The organism is Bacillus sp. LR--39, assembly GCF_053613335.1.
The window spans coordinates 51,130-74,287 of record NZ_JBSIOT010000002.1 but is presented as its reverse complement, the minus strand read 5'-3'; the positions used below and the strand labels follow the sequence as shown (position 1 = coordinate 74,287).

General features: G+C 45.5%; 23 protein-coding genes, 4 tRNA genes and 1 pseudogene. 8 read left to right on the top strand and 20 right to left on the bottom strand.

Annotation, left to right across the window (positions count from 1 at the left end):
* Positions 1-6 precede the first annotated feature (6 nt).
* From walR to dnaB, 8 genes are all read right to left on the bottom strand, one after another.
* Positions 7-714 carry a cell wall metabolism DNA-binding response regulator WalR gene (gene walR / locus ACWHAR_RS10115; protein WP_004393104.1) on the bottom strand — a complete coding sequence of 236 codons (708 nt, stop codon included), beginning with the start codon at positions 712-714 and terminating at the stop codon, positions 7-9.
* 337 nt (positions 715-1,051) lie between these two features.
* Positions 1,052-1,124 (bottom strand) — tRNA-Phe (locus ACWHAR_RS10110).
* Between the two features lie 36 nt (positions 1,125-1,160).
* A tRNA-Asp gene (locus tag ACWHAR_RS10105) sits at positions 1,161-1,237 on the bottom strand.
* Positions 1,238-1,321: 84 nt separating this feature from the next.
* A tRNA-Glu gene (locus tag ACWHAR_RS10100) sits at positions 1,322-1,393 on the bottom strand.
* 8 nt (positions 1,394-1,401) lie between these two features.
* Positions 1,402-1,477: transfer RNA gene (locus tag ACWHAR_RS10095), tRNA-Lys, on the bottom strand.
* A 202-nt stretch (positions 1,478-1,679) separates the two neighbouring features.
* On the bottom strand, positions 1,680-2,972 hold the full coding sequence (gene purA, locus ACWHAR_RS10090; protein WP_012118894.1) for an adenylosuccinate synthase: 1,293 nt from the start codon (positions 2,970-2,972) through the stop codon (positions 1,680-1,682).
* 238 nt (positions 2,973-3,210) lie between these two features.
* Complete coding sequence (locus ACWHAR_RS10085; RefSeq protein WP_032875416.1) at positions 3,211-3,624, bottom strand: VOC family protein; 414 nt, start codon at positions 3,622-3,624, stop codon at positions 3,211-3,213.
* A gap of 117 nt (positions 3,625-3,741) precedes the next feature.
* The gene (gene dnaB, locus ACWHAR_RS10080) at positions 3,742-5,106 is read right to left on the bottom strand and encodes a replicative DNA helicase (RefSeq protein WP_004393100.1); all 1,365 of its coding nucleotides are present in this window, start codon (positions 5,104-5,106) and stop codon (positions 3,742-3,744) included.
* Between the two features lie 170 nt (positions 5,107-5,276).
* Here dnaB and ACWHAR_RS10075 point away from each other — a divergent pair, with 170 nt between their 5' ends.
* Positions 5,277-5,474 (top strand): DUF2188 domain-containing protein, encoded by a 198-nt coding sequence (locus ACWHAR_RS10075; protein WP_007407900.1) that lies wholly within the window; start codon positions 5,277-5,279, stop codon positions 5,472-5,474.
* Between the two features lie 30 nt (positions 5,475-5,504).
* Here ACWHAR_RS10075 and ACWHAR_RS10070 read toward each other — a convergent pair whose 3' ends face one another.
* Positions 5,505-5,714: a hypothetical protein gene (locus ACWHAR_RS10070; protein ID WP_015418617.1), complete on the bottom strand. Its 210-nt coding sequence runs from the start codon at positions 5,712-5,714 to the stop codon at positions 5,505-5,507.
* A 118-nt stretch (positions 5,715-5,832) separates the two neighbouring features.
* On the opposite strand from ACWHAR_RS10070, the gene ACWHAR_RS10065 reads away from it, so the two are divergent.
* Together ACWHAR_RS10065 and ACWHAR_RS10060 are read left to right on the top strand one after the other, a co-directional pair.
* A complete protein-coding gene (locus ACWHAR_RS10065; protein WP_014306172.1) occupies positions 5,833-5,976 on the top strand; it encodes a YycC family protein in 144 nt (47 codons plus the stop codon).
* A gap of 82 nt (positions 5,977-6,058) precedes the next feature.
* Positions 6,059-6,283, top strand: a pseudogene (locus tag ACWHAR_RS10060) (mannosyltransferase); the annotation flags it as partial.
* Between the two features lie 79 nt (positions 6,284-6,362).
* On the opposite strand, the gene ACWHAR_RS10055 reads toward ACWHAR_RS10060, so the two are convergent.
* The 10 genes from ACWHAR_RS10055 to ACWHAR_RS10010 form a co-directional block, all read right to left on the bottom strand.
* Positions 6,363-7,655 (bottom strand): glycosyltransferase family 4 protein, encoded by a 1,293-nt coding sequence (locus tag ACWHAR_RS10055; protein ID WP_032875409.1) that lies wholly within the window; start codon positions 7,653-7,655, stop codon positions 6,363-6,365.
* Positions 7,656-7,677: 22 nt separating this feature from the next.
* Positions 7,678-8,733 (bottom strand): phosphotransferase, encoded by a 1,056-nt coding sequence (locus ACWHAR_RS10050; RefSeq protein ID WP_032875406.1) that lies wholly within the window; start codon positions 8,731-8,733, stop codon positions 7,678-7,680.
* The gene (locus ACWHAR_RS10045) at positions 8,726-9,913 is read right to left on the bottom strand and encodes a carboxylate--amine ligase (protein ID WP_032875403.1); all 1,188 of its coding nucleotides are present in this window, start codon (positions 9,911-9,913) and stop codon (positions 8,726-8,728) included. The genes ACWHAR_RS10050 and ACWHAR_RS10045 overlap by 8 nt, the downstream gene beginning before the upstream one ends.
* Entirely contained in the window at positions 9,903-11,237 is a 1,335-nt protein-coding gene (locus ACWHAR_RS10040) for a glycosyltransferase family 4 protein (protein WP_032875399.1), read from the bottom strand. Before ACWHAR_RS10040 ends, ACWHAR_RS10045 begins: the two co-directional genes overlap by 11 nt.
* Positions 11,234-11,890, bottom strand: a complete 657-nt coding sequence (locus ACWHAR_RS10035; RefSeq protein ID WP_004393067.1) for a PIG-L deacetylase family protein — start codon at positions 11,888-11,890, stop codon at positions 11,234-11,236. Before ACWHAR_RS10035 ends, ACWHAR_RS10040 begins: the two co-directional genes overlap by 4 nt.
* Positions 11,891-11,977: 87 nt before the next feature.
* Complete coding sequence (locus tag ACWHAR_RS10030; RefSeq protein ID WP_077723107.1) at positions 11,978-12,676, bottom strand: protein kinase family protein; 699 nt, start codon at positions 12,674-12,676, stop codon at positions 11,978-11,980.
* 6 nt (positions 12,677-12,682) lie between these two features.
* Positions 12,683-13,132 (bottom strand): 50S ribosomal protein L9, encoded by a 450-nt coding sequence (gene rplI / locus ACWHAR_RS10025; RefSeq protein ID WP_004393063.1) that lies wholly within the window; start codon positions 13,130-13,132, stop codon positions 12,683-12,685.
* Positions 13,129-15,108: a DHH family phosphoesterase gene (locus ACWHAR_RS10020; RefSeq protein ID WP_007407911.1), complete on the bottom strand. Its 1,980-nt coding sequence runs from the start codon at positions 15,106-15,108 to the stop codon at positions 13,129-13,131. Before ACWHAR_RS10020 ends, rplI begins: the two co-directional genes overlap by 4 nt.
* Before the next feature lie 30 nt (positions 15,109-15,138).
* Positions 15,139-16,074, bottom strand: a complete 936-nt coding sequence (locus tag ACWHAR_RS10015) for a YybS family protein (protein ID WP_032875396.1) — start codon at positions 16,072-16,074, stop codon at positions 15,139-15,141.
* Positions 16,075-16,317: 243 nt separating this feature from the next.
* On the bottom strand, positions 16,318-16,470 hold the full coding sequence (locus ACWHAR_RS10010; RefSeq protein WP_004393059.1) for a hypothetical protein: 153 nt from the start codon (positions 16,468-16,470) through the stop codon (positions 16,318-16,320).
* Between the two features lie 133 nt (positions 16,471-16,603).
* Between ACWHAR_RS10010 and ACWHAR_RS10005 the strand changes: the two genes are divergently transcribed.
* Positions 16,604-17,089 (top strand): spore coat protein, encoded by a 486-nt coding sequence (locus tag ACWHAR_RS10005; protein WP_007407913.1) that lies wholly within the window; start codon positions 16,604-16,606, stop codon positions 17,087-17,089.
* Positions 17,090-17,125: 36 nt separating this feature from the next.
* Here ACWHAR_RS10005 and ACWHAR_RS10000 read toward each other — a convergent pair whose 3' ends face one another.
* Positions 17,126-17,497, bottom strand: coding sequence for a winged helix-turn-helix transcriptional regulator (locus tag ACWHAR_RS10000; protein ID WP_007615010.1), 372 nt, complete (start codon positions 17,495-17,497; stop codon positions 17,126-17,128).
* Between the two features lie 206 nt (positions 17,498-17,703).
* Between ACWHAR_RS10000 and ACWHAR_RS09995 the strand changes: the two genes are divergently transcribed.
* The 4 genes from ACWHAR_RS09995 (at position 17,704) to ACWHAR_RS09980 (ending at position 23,116) form a co-directional block, all read left to right on the top strand.
* Positions 17,704-18,633: a manganese-dependent inorganic pyrophosphatase gene (locus ACWHAR_RS09995; RefSeq protein WP_004393053.1), complete on the top strand. Its 930-nt coding sequence runs from the start codon at positions 17,704-17,706 to the stop codon at positions 18,631-18,633.
* A 178-nt stretch (positions 18,634-18,811) separates the two neighbouring features.
* On the top strand, positions 18,812-19,729 hold the full coding sequence (locus tag ACWHAR_RS09990) for a DMT family transporter (RefSeq protein WP_278251236.1): 918 nt from the start codon (positions 18,812-18,814) through the stop codon (positions 19,727-19,729).
* A 347-nt stretch (positions 19,730-20,076) separates the two neighbouring features.
* Positions 20,077-21,498 carry a glycoside hydrolase family 68 protein gene (locus tag ACWHAR_RS09985; protein ID WP_032875393.1) on the top strand — a complete coding sequence of 474 codons (1,422 nt, stop codon included), beginning with the start codon at positions 20,077-20,079 and terminating at the stop codon, positions 21,496-21,498.
* 73 nt (positions 21,499-21,571) lie between these two features.
* Positions 21,572-23,116 carry a glycoside hydrolase family 32 protein gene (locus tag ACWHAR_RS09980; protein WP_032875390.1) on the top strand — a complete coding sequence of 515 codons (1,545 nt, stop codon included), beginning with the start codon at positions 21,572-21,574 and terminating at the stop codon, positions 23,114-23,116.
* The last annotated feature ends 42 nt before the right edge of the window (positions 23,117-23,158 follow it).

The window sequence follows — 23,158 nt, the reverse complement described above, 5'->3', positions numbered from 1 at the left end:
CGCCGGTTAGTCCTGTTCAGGGTTTCTCAAGTAATAACCGACACCCCGTCTTGTGACGATCCAGTTCGGATGGCTCGGATTATCCTCGATTTTCTCGCGAAGGCGGCGCACTGTTACATCCACCGTTCTCACGTCACCGAAATAGTCATAGCCCCACACAGTCTGCAGCAGATGCTCACGCGTCATAACCTGTCCGATATGTTTGGCTAAGTAATGAAGCAATTCAAACTCACGATGGGTCAGCTCGATCGTTTCTTCTCTTTTTGATACGACATAAGCGTCAGGGAAGATGACGAGAGAACCGATATGAATGTCATTAGAAGCTGATTCTTCCTCAGCCGGCGCAACCGTAAGCTGGCGGCGCAGGTTCGCTTTGACGCGGGCCAGAAGCTCACGCGTGCTGAAAGGCTTCGTGACATAGTCATCCGCTCCGATTTCAAGCCCGATGACCTTGTCAATCTCCGAGTCTTTTGCCGTCAGCATAATAATCGGCATATCATATTTTTTCCGGACTTCCCGGCACACTTCAACTCCGTCTTTATTCGGAAGCATAATATCTAAAAGAATTAAATCAGGCTGAAGCTCCTCCACCATTTCCACGGCTTCGTTTCCGTCGTACGCACAATGCACGTCATAGCCTTCTTTTCTTAAATTAAACTCTAATATATCTGCAATCGGTTTTTCATCATCGACTACAAGGATTTTCTTATCCATCATCTTGATTTTCCTCCTGCCAGAATGACTTCATTTCATCTATTGATGTTTCATGATGATCACAATTCGGATCGTGAAAAACGTTCCCCGTCTATTATAACGGTTTCAGGTCAAAAGATAAAAAAATTAAAGAGAACAGCGCAAAAACGTATTGAACTGCCATCCTTTTGTCATGTTTTTTATTTTCTTTTAAAAAATAATATTTTTTTGAAACCTCACGAAAAAAAACGCCGTCTAGTGTTTGACGTCTTCTTCTGGGCCGGCTGAAAAGCCGGCTCTCCCTTTTTTTATAACAAAAGAAAAAACGCACCTACTATTGCAGATGCGTTTGGGTAAGTGGCTCGGGACGGAATCGAACCGCCGACACACGGATTTTCAGTCCGTTGCTCTACCAACTGAGCTACCGAGCCAGATGTTTCTTTTCTATACTATAAAGTAAAGTAAAATGGCGGTCCGGACGGGACTCGAACCCGCGACCTCCTGCGTGACAGGCAGGCATTCTAACCAACTGAACTACCGGACCTTACAGTAATTTGTCCGGAGAGCCGTATCGTGGCGGCCCTCCGAGGACAAATAAGGAGTTAGCAATAACGCTAAAGTAAATCAATGACCCGTACGGGATTCGAACCCGTGTTACCGCCGTGAAAGGGCGGTGTCTTAACCGCTTGACCAACGGGCCATAAAAAGTGGTGAGCCATGAAGGACTCGAACCTTCGACCCTCTGATTAAAAGTCAGATGCTCTACCAACTGAGCTAATGGCTCTTGATGTGTCGGATTATGTATCATAGAGCATTGAGACAAAAGCTTTCTTGCAGTACTCTATTGAAGCTGTTCCGTAACAACGAGATTTATAATATCATAGAACATTCGAAAGTGGCAACTACTTTTTTGAAAAAAATCTATTATTTTTTTCCTACATAAAAAAACAAGCCTCCGTGACCGGAGGCTTGTTTGCTGCAAATTCTTAGTTAGCGCGGTATACACTGCGGATGACGTTCGTTTGTGAACGGTCGGGACCGACAGAGAAAATAGAAAGCGGAATACCTGTCAGCTGAGACACGCGTTCCAGATAATGGCGCGCATTTTCAGGAAGATCGCTTAATGTTTTTGCGCCTGTGATATCTTCCGTCCAGCCAGGCATTTCTTCATATACCGGTTCACACTCTGCGAGAGCTTTCAGACTTGCCGGAAATTCTTCAATCACTTCACCTTTGTAGCGGTAAGCGACACAGATTTTCAATGTTTCAATGCCAGTCAGCACATCGATTGAATTCAGAGAAAGATCTGTGATTCCGCTGACGCGGCGGGCGTGGCGGACAACAACGCTGTCAAACCAGCCGACACGGCGCGGACGGCCTGTCGTTGTGCCGTATTCGCGTCCGACTTCACGGATTTGATCTCCGATTTCATCTTTCAGCTCAGTCGGGAAAGGACCGTCACCGACACGGGTTGTGTACGCTTTAGATACACCGACGACGTGCTGGATTTTTGTCGGGCCTACGCCTGAACCGATCGTCACCCCTCCGGCGACCGGGTTGGATGAAGTGACAAACGGGTATGTCCCTTGGTCAATATCAAGCATAACCCCTTGAGCGCCTTCAAATAAAACGCGGCGGCCTTCATCCAGCGCGTCATTTAAGACGACGGATGTATCGCATACATACTTTTTAATCTGCTGGCCGTATTCATAATACTCATCCAGAATATCTTCAATTTTGAAGCCTTCCGTTTCATACATTTTTTCAAGCAGACGGTTTTTCTCTTCAAGGTTCCGTTCAAGCTTTTCTGCAAACACGTCACGATCTAGCAGGTCTGCGATCCGGATGCCGATCCGCGCCGCTTTGTCCATATAAGCAGGTCCGATGCCTTTTTTCGTTGTGCCGATCTTGTTGGCCCCTTTGCGTTCTTCTTCTACTTCATCCAGTTTCAGATGGTATGGAAGAATGACGTGGGCTCTGTTGCTGATTCTCAAGTTATCCGTGCTCACATTGCGTTCATGAAGATACGCAAGCTCCGTTATGAGCGCTTTCGGATCAACAACCATTCCGTTCCCGATGACACACGCTTTTTCTTTATAAAAAATTCCTGATGGGATTAAATGAAGCTTGTACGTGACGCCATCAAACTTGATGGTATGTCCTGCATTGTTTCCGCCTTGATAACGTGCGATCACTTCTGCATTTTCTGATAGGAAATCTGTAATTTTACCTTTTCCTTCATCGCCCCACTGCGTACCTACTACGACTACTGAAGACATATATCCGTGCACCTCCGTTAACCTTTCAAAACGATGTCTCATTCAAACAAATTAAGTGTATCAGTGCCGAAACAGAAAGTCAATCTTAAATCCGAACATTAAAATCTTATCAATCTATATTTGTTCGCCTTAAACATGATTAAAAGCGTTTTCTCTTTCATTTGCTATCTATTACTCCCGAAACTTTCATGCTTTAATAAGAAAAAGAACCCGTAATCAGGGTTCTTCAGACAGTCATTTATATGCCGCTTGTATTCATCAGGACGACCCGCCAGCCGTCAGGATCTTCGATGGTCACGCCTTTTTCTTTCCAGTACGGGTTTTCGGGTGCTTTCTCCTCATATCCCATCTGCTTTAATTTCGTGCTGATGCGAATGACCTCCTGCTGATCCTGGATGTAAAAGACAAGCAGGCTGTCGCCGTGCGGAACGGGCGCTGGTTGAGACGAGCCGGTTTCTTCGGTGAATTCTAAGTGATATTGCGTATGGGGCAGGCCGAACATGACACCGCTGTAGCCTCTATGTCCGGAAAAGCTGCCGACCCTCTTCAGCCCGAGGCCCTCTTCATAAAATCTGATGATTTCCTTAAGCTGTCCGGTCGGCCGGGCAATCCGGATTTGCGCCGCTTGAAATTGCGGAAATTCAATTGTCATCATCATCCCTCCCTTCATGCCATTATATAAAAGCGCTTTCTTTTTTTCGTCTGCCGAACGGACGGCATTCTCTCATTCTTTCGGATGAAAAAAAGCCTCAAGACATTGCTTGAGGCTTTACGCACCTGCCGGAACACCGCCGTCATCAAAGCGCCTTTCCAGGTTTACGAACTTATTATATTCTTTCACAAAAGCCAGTGAGACGGTGCCCACCGGGCCGTTACGCTGTTTGGCGATAATGATCTCGATGATGTTTTTGTTTTCGGATTCTTTATCATAGTAATCATCACGATACAGGAAGGCGACGATGTCGGCATCCTGCTCAATACTTCCCGACTCACGGATATCTGACATCATCGGACGTTTATCCTGCCGCTGCTCAACACCCCGGGAGAGCTGAGACAGAGCGATGACCGGGACTTCAAGCTCCCGCGCCAGCGCTTTTAGCGCCCGTGAAATTTCCGATACCTCTTGCTGGCGGTTGTCGCTCGAACGGCCGCTTCCCTGAATGAGCTGCAAGTAGTCAATTAAAATCATGCCCAATCCGTTTTCCTGCTTCAGCCGGCGGCATTTTGAACGGATTTCGCTGACGCGGATGCCGGGGGTGTCATCTATAAAGATACCGCTGTTTGACAGGCTTCCCATCGCCATCGTCAGCTTGCCCCAATCTTCTTCCGTCAGATTTCCCGTTCTGAGATTTTGGGCGTTAATATTCCCTTCGGCGCAGAGCATACGCATGACAAGCTGCTCGGCACCCATCTCAAGACTGAATATCGCGACGCTCTCATCCGTTTTGGTGGCCACGTTTTGCGCAATATTTAAGGCGAACGCCGTTTTCCCCACAGACGGACGGGCCGCGACAATGATCAAATCATTCCGCTGAAACCCCGCCGTCATCCGGTCAAGCTCGATAAAACCGGTCGGAATCCCGGTAATATCGCCTTTCCGGTTGTGAAGCTGCTCAATGTTGTCATATGTTTGCACAAGCACGTCTTTAATATTTTGGAAGGCGCCCGAATTTTTTCGCTGCGCGACCTCCATAATCGTTTTTTCCGCATCGCTTAATAAATCTTCAACTTCATCCTCGCGCGTATACCCGTCTTGAGCAATCGAGGTCGCCGTTCTGATTAAACGGCGGAGAATGGATTTTTCCTCAACGATTTTCGCGTAATATTCTATATTAGCCGCTGTCGGAACGGAATTCGCGATGTCCGTCAGGTAAGAGACGCCTCCCACCTCTTCTAACAAATCGGTATTCGCAAGCTCTGACGTTACCGTGACCAAATCAACCGGTTCACCGCGGTCTCCGAGCACGAGCATGGCATTGTAAATTTTTTGATGTGACATTCTGTAGAAATCATCCGGAATCAACACTTCAGAAGCCAGTGTCAACGCAGACGGCTGTAAAAAAACAGCACCTAACACGGCCTGCTCAGCTTCTATGTTTTGCGGCGGCAGCCGATCATTCAGAAGGTCTGTCATGCTAAGCACCGTCCTCTCCTTAAAAAATATCCAAACTCCATTTTACCATTTCTCATGAAAAAGAATAGAAAAATATCACTTTCCCTGTATTTGTCAAACAGCGGCTGCGTGTTTCGCCATTCTGAATGCCGGGAAACTGATAAATAAATCGAAACCAGGAGGTAAGAAGGATGAAAACATATGCAGTAACACCCAGTGTTGATGCGGACGGATGGTTTGTGAAGGTGGAAAATGTGGCGCCGACGGCTCTTTATACATCAAAGGACGCGGCGATCGAGAAAGCGGAGCAGACGGCTAAAGAGAACAGCCCGTCTAAGCTTGTCATTTATGATCAGCATAAAAACATTGAAGAAGAACGGTCCTTTTAAGAAAAGCCTTCGCCCGAGCGAGGGCTTTTCTTATTCGATGAAACGGATGTGCAGCACCGTCTGCGCCATGAGATCGGCCGTTTTTTGATACAGCTCCCATTCTTCACAGGCGGCGAATACTTTCATCATGTCCTGCAATGTCTGTTTCAGTATGATAAATTCGTCAATTGTCCGCAGTTCTGCGGCTTTTTTCTGATAATCAGCCAGCTTCAGCTGTAATAACATCAATGGCGATTGCATAAAAAACCTCCCCCATTCTGTTATAAAGCCCCGCTTTTCAAACCTCCATTCCTTTGTCATATCCTCTTACGATAGATTTCTGATTTTAGTACAATAAAGAAACGGAAGGAGTGATCACATGAAACCGCTGCAAATTTCCGCCGAAACGGCGCAAAAGCTCGCAGAATCACTGAATATGCCGCTTGAGAGAATCATGCACATGCCTCAGCACATTCTGCTTGCCAAATTAGCTGAAATCCAAAAAGAGAACGATCACAAATAAAGGCTGCTCTCTCATATATATGTGCGGGAGGCGGAAGCGATGGCTTTCCGCCTCTTTTTTCCGTAAAGAAAATTTTGGTAAAACAGTCTCACAGCTGAAAAAACTTGTTGATGATGGAAAAGTGAAGTATTTCTTATTATCCGGAAACAGTTCAGGCAACACGAAGCTTGTCTCATGGATTAAAAAGAACGGCACAAAAATCTCAGCTGACCAATACAGCACCGGAAAAACAAGCTCAGCCCGGCAAGGAATGACAGGCGGCCCGGGCGGACAAAGTCAGCAGACTCTGTATGAGATGAAAAAATAGTTCGGAAAGAGGCTGGATAGTTAAACACCGGCCTCTTTATTTTGCTCTTGAAGCACCTGTCATGCGGCGCCGGTATCATTCAGAAAAATGATTGATAAATCCTTTCTATTTTTGAAACCATCAGTTCCTGACGCAGATGCCGGCCCGCATAGGAGCGCGCTTCTTTTCCAAGCCGTTCCCTGAGAGACTGATCCGTAATCAGCATTACGAGAGCATCAGCAAGTTCGCGGCTGTTGCCGGGCTGACAGATAAGCCCTGTGGCCTCATGCCGGATCATCTCAGGGATTCCTCCGCAGTCAGTTGCGACAATGGCTTGACCTGAGAACATCGCTTCGATGATCGCTATAGGGAAATTATCATTCAATGTCGGCAGGACAAATATAGATGATTCAGCCAAAAGCGCCGGCACATCACGTCGTTTTCCGAGGAAAAACACATTTGAGAGGCCCAGTTTCCGTTTCTTTTCCTCCAGAAACCCTCTCATGTTTCCGTCTCCGATGATCCATATATCAACTCCGGATAAATGGTGCCGGATGCGGGCGAGAGCGTCCAACATCACATCATGTCCTTTTCGCTCGGTCAGACGGGAAACGCACGCAATCACGAGCTTTTCAGCACGTTTTGACTCAGGGGCATCCTGAATGTCAATGCCGGTATGAACAGTCGTCAGCTGAGCCTCCTTCGCTCCGTACTCCAGCAAGGGCTCGTGAAAGGAGTCGCTGATTGTAATGATTTTATCCGAAGCCCGAATACCCTGCCTTTCTATTTCACTGAAATATGCCTCTTCTATTGAACCCTTTTGGATTTTATGAAACTTCATCCGGCTTTTCGTAAAATGTCCGTGCGGCGTGAAAAAAAGAGGACGCCGATACGCTTGATTAAGGTATCCCAGCAAAAATACCGCAAATAAATCCTGCGCGTGAAACAGGTCATATTGTTCTAAGTCTTTCTCCTTCAAAAATCTTTGAAAGACATGTAAATAGCTGAGATTCTTCACAAACTTTTCATTTGCGGCGCCGTATCTGCCAACAAGAAACGCTCTGATCTCGTCAGCGGCCCGCGGGATATCTTCCTGAAAAAAAGTTGGCGGCATTTGGAGCGGCGAGATGACATCCGCCTGATGACCGATGCGCTCAAAACCGGTCTTAATTGATGTGATATAACTCGCCAACCCTCCGACATTCGGGTAACGGAGAAAGGTTGCGTACAGAATACGCAATGGCTTTTTTCGTTTGGGGGAGCTTTTTCCTTCCGCACAGAATGAATACAGCATCTCTGGCTCACCTTGATGTTCGATCCCGTAAGATTGATCCATGACGCGCAATAAGGCTGGAGGCACCAGACCGTTCGGCTTGCCAATCTCTTCTTTCAAATCCGCTCCCCCTCTCTCAAACTTATAATCCTAATTCCCGTCCCCATTTTGACACTTTGTCAACATGATACGGCAGCAGTTCCCCTCCCCGATTGTCGAAGATTCTCCGCAATTGGGTATGAAGCCCTTTCTCAAGTGTTCTCTGCAAATAAGCCATTTTATAAAGCGTCATAGGAGGGGTCTGAAAATGAATGCCCCGCTTTTTCATTTCTTTCGTATACACTTTTACGCAATACGTCCGAATATCTTCTGCGTGCCGGCTCCAATCTTTTCTGAAGCCAAGCAGAATTTCGACCAGCACCGTCATATCAAACCAAACCGGCGCGTATTTTGCGGATTCCCAATCGATGAATTGAATATCCCACGGTTCATGTCCGGACGCATCGTGGGTGCAGATATTCTGCATATGAAGATCACCGTGTGTGATGGCTGAGCCGTTTTGTATCAATTCAGGGAAAAAATCCGGCTCCTCTTGCTCAAGCAAGTTTGTGATTTGCCGATAATGAGGCTTCACGATATCTTTTGTGCGCTCATCTTTAAGAGCTCTATCCAATAATTCCGCTGTCTTTTTGATCTGCTTTTTACGCCCTTTTCTCATGGTTTCCGATTCGTATACCGGCAGCCACGACCGCCATTTACCGTCAGAAATATTCTTGTTTTCAAAGGTGCGGCTGTGCAGTTCTGCGACAGACGGAATAATATACTTGAAATGCTTCGGGTGAAATGTAAGCTGTCCCCTGATCTGGCTGACAAACTCCATAAATATCCACGTTTCATGGTCACTTTCTTCTATATGATAGATGTCCGGCAGCAAATCCCCTAAAACAGAACGGGCTTTCCCGTATATATTAATCTCGACCTTGTTTTTTTCACGGGAAGATTTATATACCTTCAATATCAGCGGAACAGTGCCGGATTTTTTCTTTACAGACAGTTTATAAATGGAGCTTCTGTCCGTTGATTTCAGGCATGTGATGTCATCCGGATTCACCGCAGCCCTTTCACCGAACGAATACGACAGTTTTTCGTCAATTCTCAGTTTTTGAAATGCGCCATACAAAATCTCCTTTTCATACATGCCGATCTTCCTTCCGCTTCCGTTTCCAGCTGTTTTTGAGATGAGACCAAGTGTTTCTGATAAATGGCATCGGGTCATTCCAAGCAAAAAGAGCGTACTCTTTTTTTCCTTTACACCCTTTCCAAAAATCCCGGAACGTCATTTCTCCTCTTTTTCGTTTCTTCAAAAACGTTAAGAAGTAACGCACCTCATAAATCCAGTTGATTCCGTCTTTTTGTTCGAGCTGGGGCTTCACATGTTGTCCGGTCAAATACAGATAGTACATGTAAACGAAATGAATGCCTGCCGGTTCTGTCAGGCTATGGCTGAGCCAAAAGCGCGGATTAATTTCGATAAACTTGTAAACATTGTCCCGGGGATCCTTTTTAAATTCCGCCATGCCTACTCCCTTCAGCTGAATCGCTTCAAAAAACGGCAGGGTCTTCTCGATTAAATCAGGAAGCCGTTTGCTGACGACGTGGGCCCCCGCGCCAAAATCAGCAGGGAATTGATGGTTCTTTTGCAGAGAGAATAAACCGATTAATTTCATTTGGTCATCATAAAAAGTGGCGACTTTATAAAAACACTGGTTGTCTCCGGGGATGATCTCCTGTACGAGCAGTTCTCCATTTTCTCTGTAGGAGCTGAACTCCTTGCGCAATTGTGCGGCATCCTTCATTACAATTGCTTTTTTGTTTACTTTTTTTCTGTATTCATGGCCGGCCACCGGTTTTAAAATACACGGGAAGTCAATATTGGCGATGGCCTCTTCCAGCTCATCCCGGTTGTTCGGAAAAAAGGTTTTCGGGCAGGGGATGTTATGCTTGACCGCTAATTCATATGCTTTGCTTTTATCTAAGACCGTTTCTAACAGAGAGCGGCTCGGGAGCAAAAATAAAAAAAAACCGGCTAATGTCTCGCGGAATTTAGATATAAATCCCGCATAATCATCAGATCCTGCGTACAGAACCGGCTTTGCTTGGAATCGCTTCCCGAAATCAGTCAGGAATGTCAGCAGTTCTTCCTCTTGTGTTAAAGGGCTGGGACATATCCCGCAATCTGCCAATCTTGATTTTCCGATACGATAAGGTCCCTCCGTGTCAAACGCGTAAACATCGATTCCTCTTCGGGCCAGACTGCGAATGATCCCAATCCCGTTTGCACTGAAATCAAGTACAACGGCTGCATGTTCATGTTTCATGATCTCCCTCCGAGCTGTTGGTATTTTGATAAATCGATTCGATATTTTTTATCATCGTCTCACTGCTTAAATATTTCTCCGCGTAGGCCTTTGCGTTTGAAGCAGCCTTCTCCCGCGCAGATTTGTTAGAGATAAAAAACGCTAAAGCCCGGGCAAGAACCTTTGCATTTCCCGGCTCGACAATAAGTCCCGTTTTGTTATGGCGGATCAGATCCGGAATACCCCCGCAATCGGTCGCGATGATAGCCGAGCCGCTGAACATCGCTTCAATAATCGAGATGGGCAGACTATCATTAATGGTCGGCAGTACGAATATATCCGTCATATTCAAAATAGCGGGAACATCATCTCTTTTTCCTAAAAAGGAGACCATAGATAGATTCAGTTTTCGAGCCTGTTCCTCTAAGGCGCTCCTCATCTCTCCGTCGCCCGCGATCAGCACTTGAACATGTTCAAGCACATCAGACGGAATTCGTGAAAGTGCGTCAAGCAAATGATTATGTCCTTTTCTCGGGCCTAATCTTGCAATACACGAGATGATGATCTTATTTTTCGGCAGCGGGATTTTTCTTTTCCCGCCTGTTTTTGCATCGTAATCGATTCCTGTGATCACCGTTGTCATGTCTTCCTGTTCGGCTCCGAGCTTCATGAGCGGGCTGCGGAACGTATCGCTGATAATAATCAGGCGATCTGCGTATTCAATGGCTTTCATCTCTAGTTTTTTATAATAAAACTCTTCTACCGATCCTTTTTTAAAGATGTGAAATTTAAGTCTGTTGAAAGTAAACATGCCATGCGGTGTGAAAAATAAAGGTTTCTTATAGATTTGATTGAATCTGCCTAATATATTGGCTGTAAATAAATCTTGAGCATGAAACACATCATATCTTTCCAAATGAATCTTTTGAAGCATTTGCTCGTATATAAACATCAGCCTATTATTTTTCAAAATATGATTGTTATAATCCCCATATCTGTCCTTAAAGAAATCTTTTAACTTCGGAACAACAGCCGCCCGCAGTTCTTTTACCTGTGCGGACGGAAACAGATTAGGGGAGATGACATCGACCTTATGACCCCTCTTTTTCAGGCCTTCACTAAGCGTTTTAATATAGTTTGATAAACCGCCCGTGTGCGGGTAGTCCCAAAACGTGGCAATCAAAATGGATAACTTCTTTTTTTTCCTGTATAACCGCGGAATATGATGTTCATGTTTTAACTGTGTCTTTACTGCCGCCTTTTTTTGAGGGAGCGTTTTGACCCCGTAGTAGCGGTCAAGCGTCTGAACCATATACGGATACGGGACGGAAAATGTCTTGATCATTTCCAGATCCTCCGCACGACTTCAAAAGCTTCAGCGTATTCTACACCCGCCGTCATCCCTCTGACTCTTCCTAAATGTTTAACGCCTTCATATGAACGGGGATGAGGGTAATCCCTCATTTCTACGTCATAGTGGTGAAGCGCCGCGAGTTTGGCATCCATTGTGTCTGTGATGTTAACGAAGTAATTAGGTTTGAAGAGTTTATCAGCCGTATTCCTCTCCCACTCGCTTGAAGATAGCGTTTCGAACGTAAGCAGTTCGATAGGCTTTTGATTCGGAAGCGGTCTGGCGGCTGTTAAAACTGCTTGGAATGTTCTCTGGTGGTCCATATTGATATCGCCGTAATGATGTGTAAAGATTTTATCAGGCTGATAGACGCGAATGAGCTGCTCTAATTCTTTGACAAGCTTATGAAGAGGGATACATTCCAGCTCTAAATTCGTATGCTCCAAAAAGATGACTTTCTCAATTCCAAGCTCTTGATTCGCGCGTTCGCCTAATTGTTTAATATGATGAGCTTCTTCTTTTCTTCCTAATGCCGTAATAATGGAAATCACTTTATATCCTTCATTGATCAGCCGTTTTATGGTGCCCGCTGCTCCCAATAGTTCATCATCGGGATGAGCGCCGATAACCATAATGTATTCTGCCATTTTTTCCACACTCCACCAAACAAATGTTACAAATATCATATGACGACCCTAAAAAAAGGAAACTTACATATGCGGATTTTCAGAAACTTACATGTGCGGCTGCCATTCCAGGTAACGTGACGGATTTAATTTTTTTATAGTGTTCAAAAACTCATCCGCCAAGCCGTATTTGTCCAGTCCTTTTAATAGTTTTACGGGAAACCGGGTAATGGCGGAAAAAGCTCTTTTATGGTCGATGACCTTAAGATTTCCGTGTTCGTTAATCAGAATGTGCCTGATTTCGGCATCCCATCTGGTAAAACCGATTCTTTTTAATTCATCCAGCATATTTAAAATATCAGCAGTCAGTTTGACGGACAGGGATTTTTCTTTTCTGATATGGCGGGCAAGAGAGGTGCCTTGGACATATTCCATCACAATATAACGATCTCCGTATTCATACAGTCTTGGAATCACCGGGGAACCTTGTCCGGTCTTTAAAGCCGCCAATTCCTTCTTGCATGTCCCTTTTTCAAAGAAGTATTTTATGCATTTGTTGTGTGTTAAGCGGTAGACTTCCCCGTCTTTTCCGTCTCCGATCAGCGGATAATGCTCCAGCGCCTTTTTATTCTCCGGATTATTAAAATATGTTTCAGAAAAAAATCGTTTCATACCGACACATCCTTCGTTATGATGTAATATAATATGCAATCTGGTAGCGATCGGAAATGAAACAATCTCATCATTTTCTTGCGCTGCGCCGTCTGCTGACATAAAAAAAACCCGCCGGATCGGCGGGTTTTTCATTGTGTGTTACGCTTCTTCTTTTACGTGAACCTTCAGCACAGCCTGAACTTCAGGGTGCAGCTTTACAGGAACGTTTGTATATCCCAGTGTGCGGATACCGTCTTGGAGCTCCAGTTTCCGTTTATCCACTTTAATCTTATGCGTTTTTTGCAGCGCTTCTGCGATCTGCTTGCTTGTGACAGACCCGAACAGGCGGCCGCCTTCACCGGATTTGGCACTCAGCTCAACAGTCAGCTGTTCAAGCGTTTCTTTCAAATCTTTCGCTCTTTCAAGCTCGGCAATCGCTTCTTTTTTCTCTTTTTCTTTCTGTCCTTTCAATGCGCTGATGTTTGTCGCATTTGCTTCGACAGCGAGGCCTTTTTTAATGAGAAAGTTATGTGCATAACCGTCTGCTACGTTTTTCATTTCGCCTTTTTTTCCTTTACCTTTTACATCTTGTAAGAAAATAACCTTCATCTCTGAACGCCTCCCTCAAAATATTCATCAATGGCTTCCTTCAGCCGGACGAGCGCTTCTGAGACAGAAATGCCCGATAACTGGGTTGCCGCATTGGTTAAATGCCCTCCGCCATCCAGCGCCTCCATAATAATCTGCACATTGACCTCGCCCAGCGATCTCGCACTGATGCACACCGTATGCTCATCCCGTCTGGCTACCGCAAATGAAGCTTCCACTTCACTCATCGATAAGAGGGAATCAGCCGCCTGCGCAATCAGCACCTGGTCAAAGTACTCCTCTTCGTTCTCAGGAAGAGAAGCAATCGCGATATGTTCTTTATAAAGAGACGTATGCTGGATCAGCTTCGCCCGCTTGATATAAGAACCGACGGATTCTTTGAGAACTTTCTGCACCAGAACCGTATCTGCGCCTTTCGCTCTCAAATAAGAAGCGGCGTCGAACGTCCGCGAGCCCGTGCGAAGGGAAAAGCTCTTCGTATCCACTATTATACCAGCTAACAGGGCCGTCGCTTCAATCATATTGATTTTGAGCCGCTTCGGCTGGTATTCAAGCAGCTCCGTCACGAGTTCTGCGGTGGATGAAGCGTATGGCTCCATATAAACGAGCAGCGGGTCTTTAATAAATTCCTCGCCTCTGCGGTGGTGGTCAATCACAACGATGTGCTCGATTTTGTTCACGAGACGCTCTTCCATCACAAGGGATGGTTTATGTGTATCAACGACGACAAGCAGCGTGTCATCATTTGAAATTTCCATCGCCTCTTCCGGCGTGATGAACCGCGACCACAGCTCTTCATATTTCTTAATTTCTTCAATCAGGCGCTGAACGCTTGATCCGATCTGGTTCGGATCAATGACGATGTAGCCTTCTTTGCCGTTGGCCTGCGCCACCTTCAATATTCCGATTGCGGCTCCGACCGCGTCCATATCAGGAAATTTGTGCCCCATAATAATGACATTGCTGCTTTCTGAGACAATTTCCTTGAGCGCGTGAGAAATCACCCGGGCGCGCACCCTTGTGCGCTTCTCCATCGGATTCGTTTTGCCGCCGTAAAATTTCACCTTGCCGTTCGGCATTTTGATCGCCACTTGGTCGCCTCCGCGGCCGAGAGCCAAATCGAGGCTGGACTGCGCCAGATCTCCAAGCTCCTTCAAGGAAGAAACCGATGCGCCGATCCCGATGCTGAGGGTCAAAGATACAGTGTGGACGGATGTTTTTTCTCGGATTTCATCCAAAATTGAAAATTTCGCGTTTTCAAGCTCCGTTAAAATGTGTTCATTTAACACCGCGATAAACCGCTCCGAGGACGTCCGTTTCAGAAAAATACCGTACTCCTGCGCCCACGCATTTAATAATGAGGTGACCTGGCTGTTCATCGTGCTTCTCGTTTGGTCGTCCAGCCCCTGTGTGACGTCATCATAGTTATCTAAGAAGATATATGCCAGCACGGTTCTCTCATTTTCGTACTGCTTTTCAATCTGAATCTGTTCTGTCACATCAAAGAAATAAAGCAGGCGCTCATCTCTTTTAATCACTACTTTAAACTTCCGCTCATTCAAGGTGATCGTTTCCGAATCGACCTCCTGCTTGATCAGCGGCACGACGGCCTCGCATGTGTCATATAGCGAGCGTCCGACGAGCGTGCTTTCATTAAAACAGGAAGACAAAAACGGATTCGCCCACTCAATGTAATATTGATCATTAAACAGCATAATCCCGATAGGCATTTCCATTAATGCCTCTTCGCCTACTTTTTTCAATCTATACGATAACGTGGAGATATAATCGTCAATTTCTTTTCTGATCAGAGAATCCGCACGCTTGATGAAAAACAAGATCACGGCGAGCAGCACAACACCGATGGCTCCTATCAGCCAGTTAAAGTAAATGCTGATGAGGATTATGATGATTGACAATGCAATCAATGCATAGATGGGATACCGAAACAACGGTTTTTCATAAAAACTAGGCATTTCTATCAACTCCCCACCTGTAAGTCACACTCAATTTCGCGTCACCTTATTTCTTATGTTAAAGCCTATGTCAATGATGCCTAAGAGGAGATACACGGACAAGATGAGCGGAAAAAGCACCCCCAGCACAATTGCTAATACAGGCACGGCTTTCGGCATCTCCATCTCATGGCAATAGAAAAAAATAAACGCTAATCCTTGAATACAAATCAGCAAGCTGAGAATAAATCCCCCATTCAATGAAACCGAATACAGCATATGCCCTTTTTCTAAAGGCAGAAACCCTAATATCGTCACAATAAAATACAGAATGACAACGCTTTGCGGGAGTTTGAGATCTCTAAAAGGCTTCATCTTCGGAAGATCAGGGGAAAATCGCCGTAAAAGCGGCCTTGCCATAGCATAACTGAGGAAAGAAAAAACGATGCCGGTCAATACGAGCACTGTCGGAAAAAGATATTGAACCGTGCTCAGCTGACTTTCCATCAGCTTGATCTGCTTCCCGAACTGGTCTCCGTAACCCAGCTGTTTTGACATGGTATCAGCCACAGACAGCGACTCCCGAAGCTGGGACATGGTGGTATCAACCACATTCATGTTAAGGAACACGATGCTGACCACAAAAAAAACGACGCCGCACAGCACATACGCCATAGCGCCGGCAGCAACCGCATAGCCGGGCTTTTTCTTTTTAAAATAATATCCCATGGCAATTCCCGTACAGGCCGCCGTAAAAGCGCCTGTAAGCCCGGTAAACGAACTTACAATAAAGCTGACAGGAAGGCTGGCAAGCCCCATCCATACCCCGGGCTTCAGACCGTTCCGAATGGTGTAAAGAATGATCGGCAGCGGCAAAGCAAAGAAAAGAATTGCCCCCAGTAAAGGGAGGTACACGACCAAAAGGGAAATGATTGCAAAAATACTGATCAAAATGGCGCCTTCTATTAGAGCCCTTGTATTTTTCACTTACTCACCTCAAACCTTGTATCATTCGAACATACGAATAGAAAAGAGCAGCTTAGACGACTGCTCTTTTGACGCCGCAATGTCTCTTTCAAGACCTGAATTTTCCATAAACTCTCCAAAATACACGTATATATTTTAACATAAGTCGAAATCGCAAGTAAAATGAGCGCGGACAGCCGCAATGTTCCATGTGAAACATGAAAACAGACAAACGGACATCCCAGTGAAAGAATGCCCGTTGTATCAGTGATCCTGATCATCCATGAAACCAGAAGTATCTCTGTTTTTCTTTTTGGTTTTTCGTACATATAACAAGACGATAACGATAAGTAAGAGAGTGGTCGCCTGCAAAACCCCGCTGCTGAAAAGGAAGAAGTTCTTTATCATGTCCCACATATAGTTTCACCTCTATTTCGTATTTCCTTTACATTGATTTTCCCTTTCTGGAAACTTCAAAACATCAGGAACAACATCGGAACCGGGGCATATGCTGAAAGTGAAAATGAAGGATAAAGGAGATTCTTACACCATGACTGAGCGGAGAACATTAGCATGGCATGAAACGTTAGAACTGCATGAGTTAGTGGCTTTCCAGGCAAACGGACTTGTGAAATTAAAAAGAACAGAGCGGGACGTAAGCGATGCCAGATTAAAACAGCTTTACAGATTTTCCATCCATTCGCTGGAACAAAATCTGCGTGAACTGCTTCCTTTCTTCCCTGAAGCTCCCGCTTTTCGTGAGGATGAAACAGAAGAGCGCGCTGATTCCTCCTTTTACAGCGGCGGCCTGCTCATCCTGGCCAAAACATCTGTCCGCAATTATGCCGGAGCCATTACAGAGACGGCCACACCTCAATTAAGACACGTTTTCGTCAAGCACTTAAACGCTGCCATCAAGTGGCATCAAATGGTCTTTGAGTATATGGAAGAACGCGGTCAATATCCGGCTTACAACCTGAGCGAATTGCTGAAGAATGATGTGCGCAACGCCAGAAAGGCCATCGCGATGAAATAAAAAAAAGCAGCAAGGAATTTAATCCTTTGCTGCTTCTTATTTTTGAGCGGACTGATCTTGAGGAGACGTTTTTTCCCGGTATGCCTCGAGAAACTCCCGGTTGGCATCTCCCCATTTCTTCATTTGCAAAACGATCGGTTCCAGCGACCTGCCGAATTCGGTAAGAGAATACTCCACCTTTGGAGGCACCTGCTGATATACTTCGCGATGCACGATGCCGTCCGCCTCAAGCTCGCGAAGCTGAAGCGTCAGCATACGCTGCGTAATGCTGGGGCAAATGCGCCGAAACTCATTAAACCGCTTTTTTCCGCCGATCATATGATAAAACAAAATACCCTTCCACTTTCCGCCGATAACGGAAAGCGTCAGTTCAACCGGACAACCTTCTTTATTCGGATATATGTTCATTTTTCATCCTCCATAGTACCTTTTTTGATACTATATGCTGATTAGCATCTGACTTACCCAGTATTTTACTCGCAACCCTCCCCAACTCTCAACAAAAATGCTTCTTTTTCACATCAATTTTTAAGGTTTTGAAGATTACACCCTCCTCAAGACGTGTTAAACTATAAAAAGATTGTTTACACTACAAAAAAGGACAAGGAGTTATTATGGAAAAAATTCTTATTTTCGGACATCAAAACCCAGACACAGATACCATTTGCTCTGCCATTGCCTACGCTGATCTAAAAAATAAACTCGGCTTCAATGCTGAGCCCGTCCGCCTTGGACAAGTCAACGGCGAAACACAATACGCGCTTGATTATTTCAAACAGGAAAGCCCGCGTTTGGTGGAAACAGCCGCAAACGAAGTAAACGGCGTCATCCTTGTTGACCACAATGAACGCCAGCAAAGCATCAAGGATATCGAAGACGTTCAGGTTCTTGAAGTTATCGACCACCACCGTATCGCCAACTTCGAAACAGCGGAACCTCTTTACTACCGTGCTGAGCCGGTCGGCTGTACGGCTACGATCTTAAACAAAATGTACAAAGAAAATAACGTGAAAATCGAGAAAGAAATTGCAGGCCTCATGCTGTCAGCAATCATTTCTGACTCTCTGTTATTTAAATCTCCGACTTGCACGGAGCAAGATATCGCAGCGGCAAAAGAGCTTGCTGAAATTGCCGGCGTAGATGCGGAAGAGTACGGCTTAAACATGCTGAAAGCGGGCGCCGACTTAAGCAAAAAAACTGTGGAAGAACTGATTTCTCTTGATGCGAAAGAGTTCACGCTCGGCAGCAAAAAAGTCGAAATCGCCCAAGTCAACACAGTTGATATTGAAGATGTTAAAAAGCGGCAGCCGGAATTAGAAGCGGCTCTTTCAAAAGTAATTGCCGAGAAGAACCTTGACCTGTTCCTTCTCGTGATTACGGATATTCTGGAAAACGATTCCCTTGCGCTTGCCATCGGTGATCAAGCGTCAAAAGTGGAAAAAGCATTCAACGTGACTTTAGAAAACAACACGGCTCTTTTAAAAGGCGTCGTATCCAGAAAGAAACAAGTCGTTCCTGTTTTAACAGACGCGATTGCAGAATAACCAACACACCCCGGAAACCCGCCGGGGTGTTTTTTTATTGCTCATTCATCAGACGGCCGTTTTGTAAGCGCTTTCTACGAAAATCATTTTGACGAAAACTAATATGTAATATATAATATATCACATGTAAGACGTTCATTTTCTAATTAAAGTTAATTTCGCAACATCAGAATCGGGGGTGTCTATCCTGGAAAAACACGCTGCTCTTTCTTATTCACGAACAACAGGCATTTGGCTTGTGCTGACAGGAGCTATCTTATGGGGGGTCTCGGGAACGGTTGCCCAGTATCTGTTCCAGCACCGCCATTTTAATACAGAATGGCTGACTTCGGTACGCCTTCTGGTGTCAGGGGCGCTTCTGCTCGGCATCGCATACCGCAAAGAAAAAGGACGGATATGGGCTGTTTGGAAAGACAGACGGGACAGAATTCCCCTTCTTTTATTCGGGATTTTCGGAATGTTAGGCGTTCAATACACCTACTTCGCGGCAATTGAGTACGGCAACGCGGCCGCTGCTACCGTTCTTCAGTATTTAGGGCCAGCGATCATTACATGCTTTTTAGCGATTCGCGCAAAGAGAATTCCTTCAGCAAAAGAGCTTCTGGCCGTCTTATTGGCGGTTGCCGGCACATTCATTTTGGTCACGCACGGGAATGTCGGAAGCCTGTCCATATCCGGTTTGGCCGTCTTTTGGGGCATCAGCTCGGCGTTTGCACTGGCGTTTTACACCCTTCAGCCGCATCGTCTGCTGAAGAAATGGGGATCGGCCATTATTGTCGGATGGGGCATGCTGATCGGCGGGGCCGCCCTCAGCTTGATCCGCCCGCCCTGGAAATTTGAAGGCGAGTGGTCCTTGCCGGCATACGCCGCGATTGTGTTTATCATCATTTTCGGAACGCTCATCGCTTTTTATTGCTACTTGGAAAGCCTGAAATATCTGAGTGCCTCTGAAACCAGCCTGCTCGCCTGTGCAGAGCCGCTGTCGGCAGCTTTTTTAGCTGTTATCTGGCTGCATGTTCCCTTCGGAATATCAGAATGGCTGGGTACTTTGCTGATTTTAGCCACCATCGCTTTATTATCTATCAAGAAAAAATAACCTCTCTTTTTTAGAGAGGTTTTTTCCTAGGCCCAGAGCACCCCTTAGTCTCAATTACCCATATATTAAAAGGCCTTTTTTCATTTTACTATCATCCAAAAGAGGAAAATAGACCAGTTGTCAATAGAATCAGAGTCTAATAGAATGATGTCGACAAGTAAATCATGCAGGATTGTTACTGATAAAGCAGGCAAGACCTAAAATGTGTTAAGGGCAAAGTGTATTCTTTGGCGTCACCCCTTACATATTTTAGGTCTTTTTTTCTGTAACAAACCTGCCATCCATGAATGCAGGAGGATCGAATCGGCAGATCGCAAAAAAAGGTACATACAAAAGGAGAAATGAACATGAACATCAAAAAATTTGCAAAACGAGCCACAGTTCTAACTTTTACGACTGCACTTCTGGCAGGAGGAGCGACTCAAGCCTTCGCGAAAGAAAATACCCAAAAACCTTACAAAGAAACGTACGGCGTCTCTCACATCACACGCCATGATATGCTGCAGATCCCTAAACAGCAGCAAAGTGAAAAATACCAAGTGCCTCAATTCGACCAATCAACAATTAAAAATATCGAGTCCGCAAAAGGACTGGATGTGTGGGACAGCTGGCCGCTCCAAAACGCTGACGGAACAGTAGCTGAATACAACGGCTATCACGTCGTGTTTGCTCTTGCCGGAAGCCCGAAAGACGCTGATGACACATCCATCTACATGTTTTATCAAAAAGTCGGCGACAACTCGATCGACAGCTGGAAAAACGCGGGCCGTGTCTTTAAAGACAGCGATAAGTTCGACGCCAACGATGAAATCCTGAAAGAACAGACACAAGAATGGTCCGGTTCTGCAACCTTTACATCTGATGGAAAAATCCGTTTATTCTACACTGACTTTTCCGGTACACATTACGGCAAACAAAGCCTGACAACGGCGCAGGTAAATGTGTCAAAATCTGATGACACGCTCAAGATCAACGGAGTGGAAGATCATAAAACGATTTTTGACGGTGACGGAAAAACATACCAAAACGTTCAGCAGTTTATCGATGAAGGGAACTATACATCCGGCGACAACCATACGCTGAGAGACCCTCACTACGTTGAAGACAAAGGCCATAAATACCTTGTATTCGAAGCCAACACGGGAACAGATAACGGATACCAAGGCGAAGAATCTTTATTTAACAAAGCGTACTACGGCGGCAGCACAAACTTCTTCCGTAAAGAAAGTCAGAAGCTTCAGCAGAGCGCTAAAAAACGCGATGCTGAATTAGCGAACGGCGCCCTCGGTATCGTAGAATTAAACAATGACTACACATTGAAAAAAGTCATGAAGCCGCTGATCACTTCAAACACGGTAACTGATGAAATCGAGCGCGCGAATGTTTTCAAAATGAACGGTAAATGGTACCTGTTCACTGATTCACGCGGTTCAAAAATGACGATCGACGGTATTAACTCAAATGATATTTACATGCTTGGTTATGTATCAAACTCTTTAACAGGTCCTTACAAGCCGCTGAACAAAACTGGTCTTGTACTGCAAATGGGTCTTGATCCTAACGATGTGACGTTCACTTACTCTCACTTCGCAGTGCCGCAAGCCAAAGGCAACAATGTCGTGATCACAAGCTACATGACAAACAGAGGCTTCTTTGAGGATAAAAAGGCAACATTTGCGCCAAGCTTCTTATTGAACATCAAAAACAAGAAAACATCCGTTGTTAAAAACAGCATCCTTGAACAAGGACAGCTTACGGTTAACAACTAATAACAACAAAAAGAAAATGCCGATACTTCATTGGCATTTTCTTTTATTTCTAAACAAGATGGTGAATTCAATCATGGCACGAAAATGGCCCATTGTAATATTGATCTTTTTGGGTGCGTTCCTGTTTGTCGGCTTACTGCCGCACAAAAGCCACAATTCCTCTGACACAAACACGGAGCATAAGAAAGATTACCGGGCGGCGTATCATTTTACGACCCCGGACAAATGGAAAAACGACCCTCAAAAGCCCATTTTTTTCGAGGGGAAATATCATTACTACTATCTTTATAATCGGGATTACCCGAACGGCAACGGCACAGAATGGCGGCACGCCGTATCAGAGGACTTGGTGCACTGGACGGACGAAGGCACGGCTATTCCGAAATACACCAACGAAAACGGCGATATCTGGTCCGGTTCTGTCGTCATTGATAAACACAACACCGCGGGCTTCGGCAAAAACGCGCTGGTCGCCGTCACAACGCAGCCGACAGCCAAAACAAAAGCCCAGGAACAATATTTATGGTACAGCACGGATAAAGGAAAAACGTTTACTTCCTATAGTGATCAGCCCGTGATGAAAAATCCGGGAACTAAGGATTTCCGGGACCCGAAAGTGATCTGGGATGAACAGGATGACAAATGGGTGATGGCCATGGCCGAAGGCGAAAAAATCGGTTTTTATGAATCACCCGATTTAAAAAATTGGACATACACGGGCGGTTTTATCACTCAGCAGATCGGCCTCGTCGAATGCCCCGACCTTTATATGATGCGTGCAGATGACGGAACAGCCAAGTGGGTTCTGGGCGTAAGCGCAAACGGCAAACCCGCAGGCAAACCGAATACGTACGCGTATTGGACCGGAAACTTTGACGGGAAGGAATTTACCGCCGATCAAGAAGAACCGCAATGGCTCGATTACGGCTTTGACTGGTACGGCGGCGTCACATTTGAAGACGGTAATAGCGAAGATCCGCTGACAAAACGCTATGCGCTGGCATGGATGAACAATTGGGATTATCCGAATGAAACACCGACACTAAAAAACGGCTTTAACGGCACGGATTCTATCGTCCGTGAAATCCGCCTTCAGCAGCAGGACGGCGGCACATACAGCCTTGTATCAGAGCCGGTTGAAGCATTGAACCAATTAACCTCTTCAACTGACAGCATAGAACACAAACAGGTGAACGGTTCAGAGACATTGGCGATCAAAGGTGATATATATCAGCTTGATATGGACATCGCTTGGTCAGATATCAAAAATGCAGGCGTCAGACTCAGAGAATCAGCAGACCAAAGCCGGCATATTGATGTCGGTATTTCAGCAGAAGACGGCTATGCCTATGTGAACAGATCGTTTACAGACCAGCCTGATAAAACCGGCGCATACGCCGAAAGCAAAGCCCCATTTGACGGAAACAAAGGGCGCGTCCACCTGAAAATTCTCGTGGACAAAACAAGTATTGAAGTATTTGCAGACGACGGAAAAACCGTTTTGACAAATGAAGTGTTCCCAAAACACGAAGATCAGGGAATCACGCTCTTTTCTGAAGGCGGCTCCGCTGACTTTCAGCATATTGAGATGAAGCATCTCGGTTCGATTCATTCTTAGACGCCCTCTTCATTTCTAACCAGCGCCCGGACTGTGGTAAAA